The following is a 14,051-nucleotide window of genomic DNA, read 5'->3' on the forward strand; positions in this document are numbered from 1 at the left end:
AGCCCGCTCCGCGCATCCCCGTGCGACCTGCGTCTGGCTTGGCCGCGCAATATCTGCTAGCGGCCAGCCCATTCAACTTTGAAAGGACTGCCCATGGCGCGCCGATTGCACCCGGTGGAATTCGTGGCCCTGATGGCGATGATGATGGCGACCGTCGCCTTCTCGATCGATTCAATGCTGCCTGCCCTCTCCGATATCGCGGCAGAGCTGACGCCGGACAATGCCAACAACGCCCAGCTCGTCCTGTCGGCCTTCATGATCGGCATGGGCGTCGGTACGCTGTTTTCCGGCCCCCTGTCGGACAGTTTCGGGCGCAAGACGGTGATCCTGTTCTGCGCCGCCATCTATATTCTTGGCGCTGTTCTGGCATGGCGCGCGCCCTCGCTCGAGCTGCTGATCATGGCCCGGATGCTTCAGGGGCTGGGGGCCGCCGGCCCCCGGGTGATCGCCATCGCCATCATCCGTGACCTGTATGCGGGTCGTGAAATGGCGAAGCTGGTCTCCTTCGTCATGATGGTCTTTACCATCTTTCCCGCGCTGGCACCCTTGCTGGGGGCGATGATCGTCGAATACGGCAACGGCTGGCGCAGCCTGTTCCTGGTGTTCTTTGCCTTTTCCGCCATCAGTTCTCTCTGGCTGGCGACCCGCCTCGATGAACCGCTGCCCGTGGAACGCCGCGTGCCCTTCAACCCGAAAAAGCTGCTGATCGCCCTGAAACAGATGCTGACCATCCCGATGGTGCGCCTGACGCTGCTGGTGCAGGTCATGGTGGTGTCGATGATGTTCACCACGATCAGCCTGATCGAACCGGCGTTTTCGGTGGTCTTCGACCGGGGGGCGGAATTTCCGTACTGGTTCTTCGCCCTTGGCGCGATGGCCGCGACCTCGTCGATGGTCAACGCGATCTTCGTCGTGCGCTTCGGTATGCGCAAGATCATCACGCTGGCGGTCGGCGGCTTTCTCCTCATCAGCCTGATCACGATGGCGATGTATTTCTTCGGCCCCGGCGGCACGCCGCAGTTCATCGTCTACATGATCTGGATGGCGGCGCTGTATTACCAGATCGGCCTGACACTGGGGAACCTCAATGCCCTCGCGATGGAGCCACTGGGCCATATCGCCGGCCTCGCCGCGTCGGTGATGGGGGCGATTTCCACAGTCGTCGGGGCCGTCGTCTCGACCCTGGTCGCGCAGACCTTCAACGGCACGATCTTTCCGCAACTGCTGGCCTGCACGATTTTTGCGCTGATCGCCCTGCCCGTCATGCTGCGCGTCGGCAAGCTTGAGCGCGTCCGCGACCAGTAGGATCGCCCGCAAACTGCCACCAAAACGCGCGTCGGGCCGCCCGGCGCGCGTTTTTTCTTCGCCAGCGCCAACAGCGCGGCGCAAATGTCGCAGGCACCTCACGGTATACAAAAGCATACACAGCTTTCCGTACACCTCTCTTTAGGCTATGCAGGCGCAGAACCCCCGAAAGACCCCGATTCCTGTCAGGTGCAAGGAGCCTTCCCATGACAAAGATCAAGGTAGCGAACCCCGTCGTCGAACTCGACGGCGATGAAATGACCCGCATCATCTGGGACTTCATCAAGCAAAAGCTGATCTTGCCCTATCTCGACATCGACCTGCTGTACTATGACCTCGGGATCGAGGAACGCGACCGTACCGAAGATCAGGTGACCATCGACGCCGCCAACAAGATCAAGGAAATCGGCGTCGGCGTGAAATGCGCCACCATCACCCCGGACGAAGCGCGGGTCGAGGAATTCGGCCTCAAGAAGATGTGGAAATCGCCCAACGGCACCATCCGCAACATCCTCGGCGGCGTCGTCTTTCGCCAACCGATCATCTGCCGCAACGTGCCGCGCCTCGTGCCCGGATGGACCTCGCCCATCGTGGTTGGCCGTCACGCCTTTGGCGATCAGTACAAGGCGACCGATTTCACCTTTCCGGGCAAGGGCCAGCTGACGATGAAATTCGTCGGAGAGGACGGCACCGAGATCGAGAAAATCGTCTATGATGCGCCCTCTGCCGGGGTCTACATGGGCATGTACAACCTCGACCAGTCGATCCGCGATTTTGCCCGCGCCAGCTTCAACTACGGCCTGTCGCTGGGCTGGCCGGTGTATCTGTCGACCAAGAACACCATCCTCAAGGCCTACGACGGCCGCTTCAAGGATCTGTTCCAGGAGATTTTCGAGGCCGAGTTCGAGGACCAGTTCAAGGCCGCCGGTATCTGGTACGAACACCGCCTGATCGACGACATGGTCGCCTGCGCGCTGAAGTGGAACGGCAAGTTCGTCTGGGCCCTGAAGAACTACGACGGCGATGTGCAGTCCGACACCGTGGCGCAGGGCTTCGGTTCGCTCGGCATGATGACCAGCCAGCTGATGACCCCCGACGGCCAGATCATCGAGGCCGAGGCGGCGCATGGCACCGTCACCCGCCACTACCGTCAGCACCAGGAGGGCAAGTCGACCTCGACCAACTCCATCGCCTCGATCTACGCATGGACCGGCGCGCTGAAACACCGGGCCAAGCTGGATGACAACGCCGCGCTGATGACCTTTGCCACGACCCTGGAAAAGGTCGTCGTCGACACGGTCGAGGGCGGTTTCATGACCAAGGACCTGGCGCTGCTGGTCGGCCCCGATCAGGGCTGGCTGACGACCATCGGCTTTCTCGAAAAGGTCGACCAGAACCTCAACAAGGCGCTGGCGGGCTAAGCCCCCCATTTTTCCGATCCATCCCCGGGGGGCGTGTCGAAAGGCGCGCCCCTTTGACTTATCCACAGGCGTACAAGCGTACGGCGTATTAACGCCGACGGCGGCCGTGCCCGTCCACTGACGCAATACCGTCAAGATACCGACGTAGGACCGACAGTGCGATTTGCCGCCCCGACCTTTGTTTAACAGGTGATTCGCGCAAACCGGCAAAGGCCCGACGTCGGTGCACCCCGCCGCACCATTTGCCAAACCGAAACCCGGTCTTCCCCGGCCCGCAGGTCGGGCCGCGCCACACCACTCGGCACGATCATCTTTTCGCCCCACGACCCTAGCCGCCCTTCGTCGCGGCCCTATCTACCGGCGACAGGCAGGCAATCAGAACGAGGATAACATGCAGGCATTGCACAATTTTCCGCGCACGCACAGCGCCGCGATCGCGCCCCTGATCGATGAAACCATCACCGAGGGCCTGCACACCCTGACCCATGGCAGCGCCTCTGCCGGGATGCCCGCCAGCACCGATGTCTGGACGCTGGCCCTGCACTGCAACCCGTTCCGCAACACCCTGTCGCTCAGCGCCGATACACGCAGCAATTCGGACGAGGTCGTGGCCCGGATGAACACCTTTTCCCGCGTCCATTTCAAACAGGAAATCGAGGATGGAAATTTTGCCAGCGCGCAACTCTGGCAGGCAAATCACGGTAGAAACATGGGGTTATCGGATTTCGCCCTGCCCGATATCGCCACCCGCCCCTTGCCTGAGACCCTGGTGCGCGGCGCGGATTTCTTTCTTGCGCTGACCGAAGGCATGATGCGTCATCAGCGTGCCCTGCTTGCCTGCTGCGCGCCCTCGGTGCCGGTGATCTTTGCCACCACCACCCATGACGAAGAGATCGGCATGGTCTGGAGCGCGCGCTGAATCTCGCCTCCAAACCCCTTGCCAGCCGACCCTTTGTCATTCAACCGCTTGTCACCACGCACAAAAAAAGGCCGGTCCCTCAGGACCGGCCTTTTCGTCTGACCCCACGTTGCGGGTCGGACAAACCATCAGGCGACAGCGATCAAGCAGCCTGACGGTTATGCGTACCCTCTTGAATCTCTTCGACGATCTTGCCGACAAAGGCATCCAGATCGCCGGGATTGCGAGAGGTCACGATACCCTTGTCGCAGGCAACTTCGCTATCTTCCCACTTGCCACCGGCGTTGATCACATCGGTCTTGATCGAGGGATAGGACGTCACCGCGCGGTCCTTCACGATACCGGCTTCGACCAGCATCCAGGGCCCGTGACAGATAGCACCTATCACCTTGCCGGCGTTGTGAAATTCCTTCACCAGCGCCACCGCTTCGGGGATCGTGCGCAGGATGTCGGGGTTGATCTGGCCGCCCGGCAGGACCAGCGCGTCGTAGTCGCTGACCTTGGCCGCGCTCAGCGCCAGGTCGGCCTCGGCCTCACGGCCCCAGTTGCCATCGTCCCACCCCTTCACGGCCTTGCCGTCGGGTGTGGCGACGTGCACCGTTGCGCCCTTGGCGCGCAGCTGATCGCGGGGCACTTCAAGCTCGGATTGCTCAAAGCCGTTGGTCGAAAGGACAAGGATACGTGCTTCAGTAATATTAGGCATGATTTTACCTTTCTCGTCTAAGTCTGTGGTCACGAAAGCAGGCTTTGCTTCGCGACGGGGCCTCGTTTTGCCCCTCGTCGACACAACAGTTGCCGCGCCGCATCGTTCCATCGCGATTACAGTGGCGGCGGGAACCTGCTGATCTGCGCAGCACAAATCCCTCCATCGCCACGTCACGTCCGCCGCACGGCGGAATCCGCTGTTCGCCGCGGGTTCATCACCGTATAAAGGAAGTATTGCTGACCTATTATCCGGTGCCCCATGCCCTCTCCGCTGACGATTCCGAACGAATTCCGCCAGAACCATACGCCGCTGGAGGATGTACAGGGCCTGTCGATCGCGCTGCTGACGGCCTCGGTCGGCCTTGTTTTCCTGACGCATCTCGGATTTCTGACGGGGCAGACCGCTGGCCTGGCGCTGATCATCTCCTACGTCACAGGCTGGGCTTTCGGCCCGGTCTTCTTTCTGGTCAACCTGCCGTTCTATGCCTTGGCCTGGAAGCGTCTTGGTGCGGAATTCACACTGAAATCAATGCTCTGCGTGACGATCCTGTCGGTGACGGTCGATTATCTGCCGCTGGGCCTGTCGTTCGAGCATCTCAACCCCGTGCTGGGCACGGCGATCTTCGGCGTGCTGACCGGCTATGGCCTGCTGGGCGTCTTTCGCCACAAGGGCAGCCTGGGCGGGCTGGGCGTGATCGCCCTGCTGATCCAGGATCGCACCGGGTTTCGGGCCGGCTATGTCCAACTCATTGTTGACGCAATGCTTTTCGCCATCGCCTTCTTTCTGTTCGATACGCGCACCGTTGGGTATTCGCTGTTCGGGGCGCTGATCCTGAATGGGGTCATTGCCTTCAACCATCGTCGCGACCGCTACATCGCGGACTAGCTCTGGACACAAAGCACACCCACGCTTACCAGTCAGCGAAAGACGCAGAGGGGCGAAAATGACCGAACCAACCCAGACATCGCACAACCACTCGCTGCTCGAAGACGTTCAGGGCGTGCTGTTCGGGGCTACCATGGCCGGTCTCGGCATCGTCATCCTGACGCACCTCGGTCTGGTCACGGGACAGACGGCGGGCCTTGCCGTTCTGATCTCCTACGTTACCGGGTGGAGCTTCGGACCCGTCTTCTTCGTGTTGAACATCCCCTTTTACTGGCTGGGATACAGCCGCATGGGTCTGCGCTTTACGATCAAGACCTTCATCGCCGTTGCGCTGCTGTCGGTCCTGTCGAAATTCCTCGGCACTCAGATCGTCTTTGACAGCCTGACACCCTGGACCGGCGCGGTGATCTTCGGGATGATCACGGGCGCGGGTCTGCTGGCCCTGTTCCGCCACGGCGCATCGCTGGGTGGTGTCGGTATTCTTGCCCTCTATCTACAGGAAAAGACTGGGTTTCGTGCCGGTTACACGCAGCTCTGCTTTGATGCCTGCGTCTTTATCGCGGCCCTGTTCGTTCTGCCGCTGACCTCTGTCATATGGTCGCTTCTGGGGGCCGTGATCATCAACCTGGTGATCGCGATCAATCACCGCAAAGACTGGTACGTCGCGACCTGAGGAGACTCCTTTGCCCACCTATCTGACGCTGATCATCGCGGTTGTGGCCGAAACCATCGGCACCACGGCGTTGCAGGCCAGCCAGCAGTTCACCCGGCCCATTCCCGCGCTGATCACGGTGCTCGGCTATGCGGCGGCTTTCTATTTCCTGTCGCTGACGCTGCGCACCATGCCCGTCGGCGTCGTCTACGCCCTCTGGAGCGGCCTCGGCATCGTCCTGATCGCCGTCATCGGGTTCGTCGTGTTCGGGCAGAAACTCGACCTGGCCGCGATCCTCGGCATGGGGCTGATCTTTGCCGGCATTGCGGTGATCCAACTGCTGTCGAACACCACGCCACACTGACGCCCCCGCCGCAGTGTCCACCGGCCCGCCCGCAAATGGGCAGGCCGGTCGCGTTATCAGCCAAGCATCGTCAAGCGTTTGATAAGGCTTGAGGTATCCCAACGCGCGCCGCCCAGTTTCTGCACATCCTTGTAGAACTGATCGACCAGCGCGGTCACCGGCAGGCTGGCCCCGATCTCGTCCCCCGTGTCCAGGCAGATCCCCAGATCCTTGCGCATCCAGTCGACGGCAAAACCGTGCTCGAATTCATCGGCAAGCATGGTCTTGTAACGATTGCTCATCTGCCAGCTGCCCGCCGCCCCGGCGCTGATCACCTCGACCACCTTTTCGCCGTCCAGACCGGCTTTCTGGCAGAAATGCAGCGCCTCGCTCAGGCCCTGAACCGCACCCGCGATGGCGATCTGGTTGCACATCTTGGTGATCTGGCCCGCGCCGCTGTCACCGATCAGACGGCAGACCTTCGCATAGGCGTCGATCACCGGTTCGGCGCTGGCAAAGACATCCGCGTCCCCGCCACACATGACGGACAGTGCCCCGTTTTCCGCCCCCGCCTGCCCGCCTGAAATCGGCGCATCGACATAACCGATGCCCTTTTCCTTTGCGATCTCATACAGCTCGCGGGTGACCTTCGCGGAGACGGTCGTGTGATCGACAAGCACCGCACCGTCCTTCATGCCCGAAAACGCGCCCTCGGCCCCGGTGCACACCGCCCGCAGATCATCGTCATTGCCGACGCAGGTCATCACGAAATCGGCGTCCTTTGCGGCCTCGGCAGGGGTGGCGGCACAGGCGCCGCCATGCTGTGCGACCCAGGCTTCGGCCTTGGCCCCTGTCCGGTTGTAGACCGTCACCTCATGGCCCTTGGCGGCCAGATGCCCGGCCATAGGATAGCCCATCACACCCAATCCCAGAAACGCGACTTTCACCATGGTTCAATTCCTTGTATTGCAGCAGTCGCACAAACTAGTGTCGGCCCGAGGCCCGGAACGCAAGACCCGGGCCCGTTCGCCGGGCGGCAGGCCGGGAAATTGCCCGGAACAAGGCAAGGGATCTGAATGAGACGTGTTTTCCGATGGCTTCTCCGCATCGCGGGTGGCATGATCGTTCTTGCAGTTCTCGCCGTTGTCGGCGTCTACTACCTCGCGTCCCGCTCCCTGCCAGACTACGACAAGACGCTGAGCGTCAAAGGCATCTCCGCGCCCGTCGAAATCGTGCGCGACAACGCCAACGTCCCGCATATCTTCGGAAAATCCGACGCTGACGTCTATTTCGGGCTGGGGTATGCCCATGCGCAGGATCGCCTGTGGCAGATGATCACCATGCGCCGCACGGTGCAGGGCCGCCTGTCCGAAGTGTTCGGTACCCGCACCCTGGCCATCGACAAGCTGATGCGGCGCTATGACCTCTATGCCCTGGCGATCAAGTCCGTCGCCGCCCAGGATGCGCGCACGACAACCGCCCTGAATGCCTATGCTGCCGGCGTCAATGCCCGCCTGGACGAGATCAACCGCGACGCCCTGGGCCGCGGCGCCCCCGAGATGTTCCTGTTCAACGTTCCCGTCGCCCCCTGGCAGCCCGCCGATTCCATCGCGATCGGCAAGCTGATGGCCGTCCAGCTATCCGGCAGCCTGTCGAGCGAGATCGAGCGCGCGCGTGTGTCCCTCGCCCTGCCGGATCAGGAAATGCTGGCCGATATCCTGCCCGACACGCCTGGCAAGGGCATTGCCGAACTGCCCGATTACGCCAGCCTCGTGCCCGGCGACCAGCTCAACCGCTTCGCCCAGGTCAGCGGCCCCGGTCTGCCCGACAGCCCGCTCAGCCCGTTTCCCGCACCGGGTCTGGAGGGGGCCTCGAATGCCTTTGCCGCCGCGCCCTCTCGCTCGGCCTCCGGCGGCACCCTGCTGGCCAACGATCCGCATCTCGGCTTTTCCGCCCCAACCATCTGGTACCTGGCGCGGCTCGAACTGCGCCAGGGCGGCGTCATCGGCGGCACCATTCCCGGCATCCCCTCGGTTCTCACCGGGCGTTCGCACTTCCTCGGCTGGGGGCTGACCTCGTCCTACCTCGACGACCTCGATGTCTACATGGAGGAGATAAACCCCGAGAATACCGAGGAATATCGCACCCCCGACGGCTGGAAACGCTTCAAGACGCGCAAGTCGATCATCGAGATCAAGGACGCGGCCCCCGTCACCCTGACCCTGCGCTGGACCGATAACGGCCCGGTCCTGCCGGGCAGCCACTACAACCTCGATACCATCACTCCGCCGGGTCATGTCGCCTCGATCAACTGGACCGCCCTGTCGGACCATGACACGACCCTGACCGCGGGTGTCGGCCTGATGTATGCCCGCAATGTCGACCAGGCGATCGAGGCGACACAGATGCAGATCGCCCCGTCGCAGAACCTGATGCTGGCCGACGCCGATACCATCGCCTTCAAGACCATCGGCGCGATGCCGGAACGTGACCCGGCGCATGACAGCAAGGGGCGGATGCCCACGCTGGGCTGGCGTGCCGAAAACCGCTGGAAAGGCATCCTGCCCAATCAGGACAACCCGCAGGTCATGTCCCCCGACAGCGGCATCCTGGGCAATACCAACAACAAGATGGTCGACCGCCCCTTTCCCCATAACGTGACCTTCGACTGGGGTGACACGCAGCGCATCCATCGCTTGCAACGCCTGATGCAATCGCGCCAGGTCCACACCCGCGACAGCTTCATCGAAGCCCAGCTCGACACCGTGTCCTTTACCGCGCGCACCCTGCTGCCGCTGATCGGCAAGGACCTGTGGTTCACCGGCGATCCCGCGCCCGAAGGGACGCCCGAACGCCGCCGGCAGGATGCCCTGACGCTGCTGTCGGAATGGAACGGCGAGATGAATGAACATATGCCCGAACCGCTGATCTACGCGGCCTGGGTCGCCACGCTTCAGGACCGCCTGATCCGGGATGAACTGGGCCCGATCGCCGATGATTTCACCCATGTGCAGCCGGTGTTCATCGAACGGGTATTCCGCGATGTCGACGGCGCGGCGCGCTGGTGCGACATCATCCAGTCGACGGCGACCGAAACCTGCACCGATATCGCCCGTCAAAGCCTGGACGCCGCGCTGATCTGGATCACCGAACGCTATGGCGACAACCTTGAATCGCTGCGGTGGGGCGACGTCCACCAGGCGGCGCAGGATCACCCGACGCTGGGGGATATCCCGATCCTGCGCTATTTCGTGAACATCCGTCAAAGCACCTCTGGTGGCGACAACACGCTGATGCGCGGCGCCACCAAGGGCACCGGCCCCGACCCGTTCCTGAACGTTCACGGCGCCGGTTATCGCGGTGTCTACGATTTTGCGGATCCCGACAGTTCGGTTTTCATCACCTCCACCGGGCAATCGGGCCACCCCCTGTCACGCCATTACGACGACCTCGCGCAGCTGTGGCGGCGTGGCGAATATATCCCGATGTCCCTGGACACGGCACTTGCACGGGCCGCCGCGGTCGGGATCACCCATCTCGACCCCCTCGCGCCCTGAACCTCGCGCCTCTTCTTGCCTCCCTGTGCCTCTCACGCCGTACGCCACGCCCTGATCTATACGCGTCACGCCTCTGCCGCTGTCCCACGGGCGGGCGACATTTGCTTCCCGCTCGGGCGCGCTAGATGCTGGGGTCGGACACCATTTCAAAGGAGAACGTCATGAAATCCCTTCCCCTCGGCAAAACCGGTCTGATGACCTCTCCCATCGTGTTCGGCGGCAACGTCTTTGGCTGGACAGCAGACGAATCGCAGAGCTTTCGCCTGCTCGATCAGATGGCCGAGGCCGGGCTGAACACCATCGACACCGCAGATGTCTATTCCCGCTGGGCCGATGGCAATTCGGGCGGTGAAAGCGAAACCGTGATCGGTGACTGGCTGGCGGCCAATCCGGGCAAGCGCGACAAGGTCGTGCTGATCACCAAGGTCGGCTCCGACATGGGCGGCCCGGGTGAAAAGGGCCTCTCGGCCAACTGGATCGAAAAGGCGGTCGAAAACTCGTTGTCGCGCCTCAAGACCGACGTGATCGACCTCTACCTCTCGCACTGGCCGGACGACGAAACCTCGGACGAGGAAACCCTGACCGCCTTCGACAAGCTGCTCAAGGCGGGCAAGGTGCGCGCCATCGGCACGTCCAACCGCGATCGTGCGCAAATGGAACGTGCGGCAAAAGCCGCCGCCGACGCGGGCCTGCCCCGCTACGATGTGCTGCAACCGGAATACAACCTGCACGCCCGTGGCACGTTCGAGGGGCCGCTGGCCGACTACTGCATCGAAAACGACATCGGCGTGATCACCTATTTCTCGCTCGCCTCGGGGTTCCTGTCGGGCAAGTACCGCAGCCAGGACGATGCGAAGGGTGAACGCGCCCGTATGGTCGGCAAATACCTTGATGATCGCGGGATGCGCATTCTGGCCGCCCTCGACGCGATTGCCGCCGACACCGGCGCCACGCAGGCCGAAATCGCAATCGCTTGGCTGCGGCACAGACCCGGTGTGACCGCCCCTATCGCATCGGCCACCAGCGGCAGCCAGCTCGACAGCCTGATCAAGGCCGCCACGCTTGCGCTTTCGGACGAGGCGATGGCCACTCTGAACGACACGCTCTGACACCGGACAGGGCGAAAACGCCACCCTTTCTGCATGGCAGCAAGGGGTGTGGGGAATTGAATTGACCCCCATGCCCCTCTCTGCCATTCAGGTCTTTCAGAGGCAGCGGGACGACAAGACATGAAGGTCATCATCTGCGGAGCCGGACAGGTGGGGTGGCAAATTGCCCGTCATCTTTCCGGCGAAAACAACGATGTCACCGTTGTGGACAACAACCCCGATCTGGTGCGACGCGCCACCGACACGCTTGATGTGCAGGGCATCGCAGGCTTTGCCTCCTATCCCGACATCCTGGATCGCGCCGGGGCGCGCGACGCCGACATGATCATCGCCGCGACCTTCTCGGACGAGGTCAACATGGTGATCTGCCAGGTCGCCCATTCGGTGTTTTCCGTGCCGCGCAAGATCGCCCGCCTGCGCGCCCGCTCCTATCTCGACGCGATCTACGCCGACCTCTACCGTCGCGATCACATGCCGATCGACGTGGTGATTTCGCCCGAACTTGAGGTGGCCGAGGCCGCGCTGCAACGCCTTGCCGCGCCCGCCGCCTTCGACGTGGAACAGTTTCTCGACGGCAAGGCGCAATTGCTGGGCATCATGATCGACGATGACTGCCCGGTCGTGAACACCCCCCTGCGTCAGTTGACCGATCTGTTTTCGACCCTGCGGGCCGTCGTCGTCGGCATCCGGCGCGACGGGCGGCTGTTCGCACCCGACCCCAACGACCAGATCTTTCCCAACGACGAATGCTACGTCTGCGCCCATACCGACGACATCTCCCGCACGCTCGAGGTTTTCGGCAAGACCAACCGCCAGCAGGAGCGGGTGGTCATCGTCGGCGGCGGCAATGTCGGCCTCACCGTCGCCAAGGCGCTTGAGGACAAAGGCCGTCGCATTCGCGCCAAGGTGATCGAAAAGAACCGCAAAAGCGCCGAACGCGCCGCCGACGCACTGGAACGCACCATCGTCCTGAATGGCGACGGCCTCGATTCCGCGCTGCTGGCCGAGGCCGGGATCGGCCGTGCCGATGCCATTCTCTGCGTCACAGATGACGACAAGACCAATATGCTGACCGCCGTGCGGGCAAAATCGCAGGGCTGTCCGATGGCCATCGCCCTGATCAACGACCCGACGCTGGTGCCCCTGCTCGGGCCGCTTGGCATCGACGCCTACATCAACCCCCGCTCCACGACCGTTTCGTCGATCCTGCGCCACATCCGCCATGGCCGGGTGCGCGGCGTCTACTCCATCGGCGATGCCGAGGCCGAGGTGATCGAGGCCGAGGTGCTGTCGACCTCGCCCATGACCGGCAAGGCGATCCGCGACATCGCCTTCCCCGAAGGCGTTCTGGTCGGCGCGGTGATGAAGGGCGGCAACGTGATCAAGCCGAGCGCGGACATGGTCATCGACGAAGGCGACACCATCGTCATCTTCGCCCTCGCCAATGACGTGCCCGAGGTGGAGCGACTGCTGCAAGTCTCCATCGACTACTTCTAGAGCCCGGCCCGCCGCCGATGCGCAAGCCATTGCATAACACGATAGAAGGGCTGCCGCTCTTTCTGGTGCTCTTCGTCGTGCTGTCCCTGTCGATGTTGCTGCCCGCCGCCGTCGCGCTGGTGCAGGAAGAATTCCTGACCGCGCGCAACTTTTTCTACACCTCGCTGCTGGGCACGACCGGCGCGGTGCTGGTGGCACTGGCGCGGGGCAATCGCCCGTTCCTGATCACCGGTCGCACCGATCTCTATGCGCTTCTGTCGCTCTTTGCGGCCTTTCTGCTGCTTCCGATCCTGCTCGCCCTGCCCTTTTCGGAAAGCCTCAAGGACACCCGTTTCATCAACGCCTATGCCGAAATGGTCTCCTGCTTTACCACCACGGGCATGACCTTCTTTGACGACCCGCGCCGCCTGTCGGCACCCTTGCACCTTTGGCGCGCGCAGGTCGGCTGGATGGGCGGGTTCCTGATCTGGGTCGCGGCGGCGGCCGTGATGGCCCCGCTGTCGCTGGGCGGGTTCGAGGTCACGGCGGCAGGGCGTGAACAGGGCGATACCCGCATCGACCGGTTTCAGCGCGCCGGGGTGATCCGCCGCATGGTGCGCGGCAGCCTCCACCTCGGGCCGATCTACGTCGCGCTGACCGGAACGCTCTGGGTGGCATTGCTGGTGGCGGGGGATACGCCGCTGGTCGCCCTGACGCACGCCATGTCGACCCTGTCGACCTCGGGGATCTCGCCCATCGGTGGCACGCAGAACGCAGGCTCCGGCGTATCTGGTGAAATCGCCATCGCGCTGTTCATGCTGTTTGCCCTGTCGCGCGTGGCGTTTTCCTCCGATACCGTCACATCGCGCATCGGGCTGCACCGCGACCCGGAATTCCGCATGGGGCTGGCCATCGTCGTCATGGTGCCGCTGCTGCTGTTTCTGCGGCACTGGATTGCCGCCTTCGACGTCAATGCGGGCGAAGATGTCTGGCTGGGTTTCGGCGCGCTCTGGGGCAGCATGTTCACGGTGCTGTCGTTCCTGACCACGACAGGCTGGGAAAGCAGCCACTGGGACACCGCTCAGGCCTGGTCGGGCCTGTCTACGCCGGGCATGATCCTGATGGGCCTTGCCATGATCGGCGGCGGCGTGGCCACCACCGCCGGCGGCGTCAAGCTGCTGCGGGTCTACGCGCTCTACCTCAATGGCCGTCAGGAGCTGGAGCGCCTGGTCCATCCCTCCTCGGTCAGCGGCACGGGCATCGCCGGGCGCCGCATCCGCCGCCATGGCGCCTTTCACGCCTGGGTGTTCTTCATGCTGTTCGCGCTCAGCCTGGCGACGTCGATGGCCCTGCTTGCTCTGTTCGGGATCGGGTTCGAACAGGCCACCGTTCTGGCCGTCGCGGCGCTGTCCAACACCGGCCCCGTGACAATCCACGGCGGCGCCGAACCGATCGCCACCGCCTTTCTGCCCGCCGGGGCCAAGATTGTGCTCAGCGGCATCATGATCCTCGGCCGGTTGGAGCTGCTGGCGATCATCGCTCTGTTCAACCCGGATCTGTGGCGCGATTGACGCAAAGGCATGATGGGGTAAACATTGCGCCCGAGGGGGGTTTAAACTTGCCCGCCCGCACTCCATAATAATCAAAAGATCTGAAAAGCCGCCACCGGCAATAAACA

12 protein-coding genes are annotated in these 14,051 nt (G+C 63.0%); 10 read left to right on the plus strand and 2 right to left on the minus strand.

Annotated features, from left to right (window positions below):
• The first annotated feature begins 93 nt into the window (after nucleotides 1–93).
• The 3 genes from DL237_RS00975 (at nucleotide 94) to DL237_RS00985 (ending at nucleotide 3,645) form a co-directional block, all read left to right on the plus strand.
• On the plus strand, nucleotides 94–1,305 hold the full coding sequence (locus tag DL237_RS00975; protein WP_119397142.1) for a multidrug effflux MFS transporter: 1,212 nt from the start codon (nucleotides 94–96) through the stop codon (nucleotides 1,303–1,305).
• 206 nt (nucleotides 1,306–1,511) lie between these two features.
• Nucleotides 1,512–2,726, plus strand: a complete 1,215-nt coding sequence (locus DL237_RS00980; protein WP_119397143.1) for an NADP-dependent isocitrate dehydrogenase — start codon at nucleotides 1,512–1,514, stop codon at nucleotides 2,724–2,726.
• A gap of 391 nt (nucleotides 2,727–3,117) precedes the next feature.
• Nucleotides 3,118–3,645, plus strand: coding sequence for a hypothetical protein (locus DL237_RS00985; protein ID WP_119397144.1), 528 nt, complete (start codon nucleotides 3,118–3,120; stop codon nucleotides 3,643–3,645).
• A gap of 142 nt (nucleotides 3,646–3,787) precedes the next feature.
• On the opposite strand, the gene DL237_RS00990 is transcribed toward DL237_RS00985, so the two are convergent.
• Complete coding sequence (locus DL237_RS00990) at nucleotides 3,788–4,348, minus strand: type 1 glutamine amidotransferase domain-containing protein (RefSeq protein WP_119397145.1); 561 nt, start codon at nucleotides 4,346–4,348, stop codon at nucleotides 3,788–3,790.
• A gap of 261 nt (nucleotides 4,349–4,609) precedes the next feature.
• Between DL237_RS00990 and DL237_RS00995 the strand changes: the two genes are divergently transcribed.
• The 3 genes from DL237_RS00995 to DL237_RS01005 are packed head-to-tail and all read left to right on the plus strand — an operon-like array spanning nucleotide 4,610 to nucleotide 6,252.
• On the plus strand, nucleotides 4,610–5,236 hold the full coding sequence (locus tag DL237_RS00995) for a YitT family protein (RefSeq protein ID WP_119397146.1): 627 nt from the start codon (nucleotides 4,610–4,612) through the stop codon (nucleotides 5,234–5,236).
• Between the two features lie 58 nt (nucleotides 5,237–5,294).
• Entirely contained in the window at nucleotides 5,295–5,909 is a 615-nt protein-coding gene (locus DL237_RS01000; RefSeq protein ID WP_119397147.1) for a YitT family protein, read from the plus strand.
• A gap of 10 nt (nucleotides 5,910–5,919) precedes the next feature.
• Complete coding sequence (locus DL237_RS01005; RefSeq protein WP_119397148.1) at nucleotides 5,920–6,252, plus strand: DMT family transporter; 333 nt, start codon at nucleotides 5,920–5,922, stop codon at nucleotides 6,250–6,252.
• 56 nt (nucleotides 6,253–6,308) lie between these two features.
• On the opposite strand, the gene DL237_RS01010 is transcribed toward DL237_RS01005, so the two are convergent.
• On the minus strand, nucleotides 6,309–7,181 hold the full coding sequence (locus DL237_RS01010; RefSeq protein WP_119397149.1) for an NAD(P)-dependent oxidoreductase: 873 nt from the start codon (nucleotides 7,179–7,181) through the stop codon (nucleotides 6,309–6,311).
• Between the two features lie 126 nt (nucleotides 7,182–7,307).
• Here DL237_RS01010 and DL237_RS01015 point away from each other — a divergent pair, with 126 nt between their 5' ends.
• The 4 genes from DL237_RS01015 to DL237_RS01030 all read left to right on the plus strand — a co-directional run bounded on the left by DL237_RS01015 (nucleotide 7,308) and on the right by DL237_RS01030 (nucleotide 13,944).
• Nucleotides 7,308–9,788 (plus strand): penicillin acylase family protein, encoded by a 2,481-nt coding sequence (locus DL237_RS01015; protein ID WP_119397150.1) that lies wholly within the window; start codon nucleotides 7,308–7,310, stop codon nucleotides 9,786–9,788.
• A gap of 161 nt (nucleotides 9,789–9,949) precedes the next feature.
• Entirely contained in the window at nucleotides 9,950–10,897 is a 948-nt protein-coding gene (locus DL237_RS01020; protein WP_119397151.1) for an aldo/keto reductase, read from the plus strand.
• Between the two features lie 120 nt (nucleotides 10,898–11,017).
• Nucleotides 11,018–12,394: a Trk system potassium transporter TrkA gene (gene trkA / locus DL237_RS01025; RefSeq protein ID WP_119397152.1), complete on the plus strand. Its 1,377-nt coding sequence runs from the start codon at nucleotides 11,018–11,020 to the stop codon at nucleotides 12,392–12,394.
• A 17-nt stretch (nucleotides 12,395–12,411) separates the two neighbouring features.
• A complete protein-coding gene (locus tag DL237_RS01030; protein WP_119397153.1) occupies nucleotides 12,412–13,944 on the plus strand; it encodes a TrkH family potassium uptake protein in 1,533 nt (510 codons plus the stop codon).
• Nucleotides 13,945–14,051: the final 107 nt, after the last annotated feature.

This window comes from Pseudooceanicola sediminis, from assembly GCF_003575965.1.
Classification (GTDB): domain Bacteria; phylum Pseudomonadota; class Alphaproteobacteria; order Rhodobacterales; family Rhodobacteraceae; genus Pseudooceanicola; species Pseudooceanicola sediminis.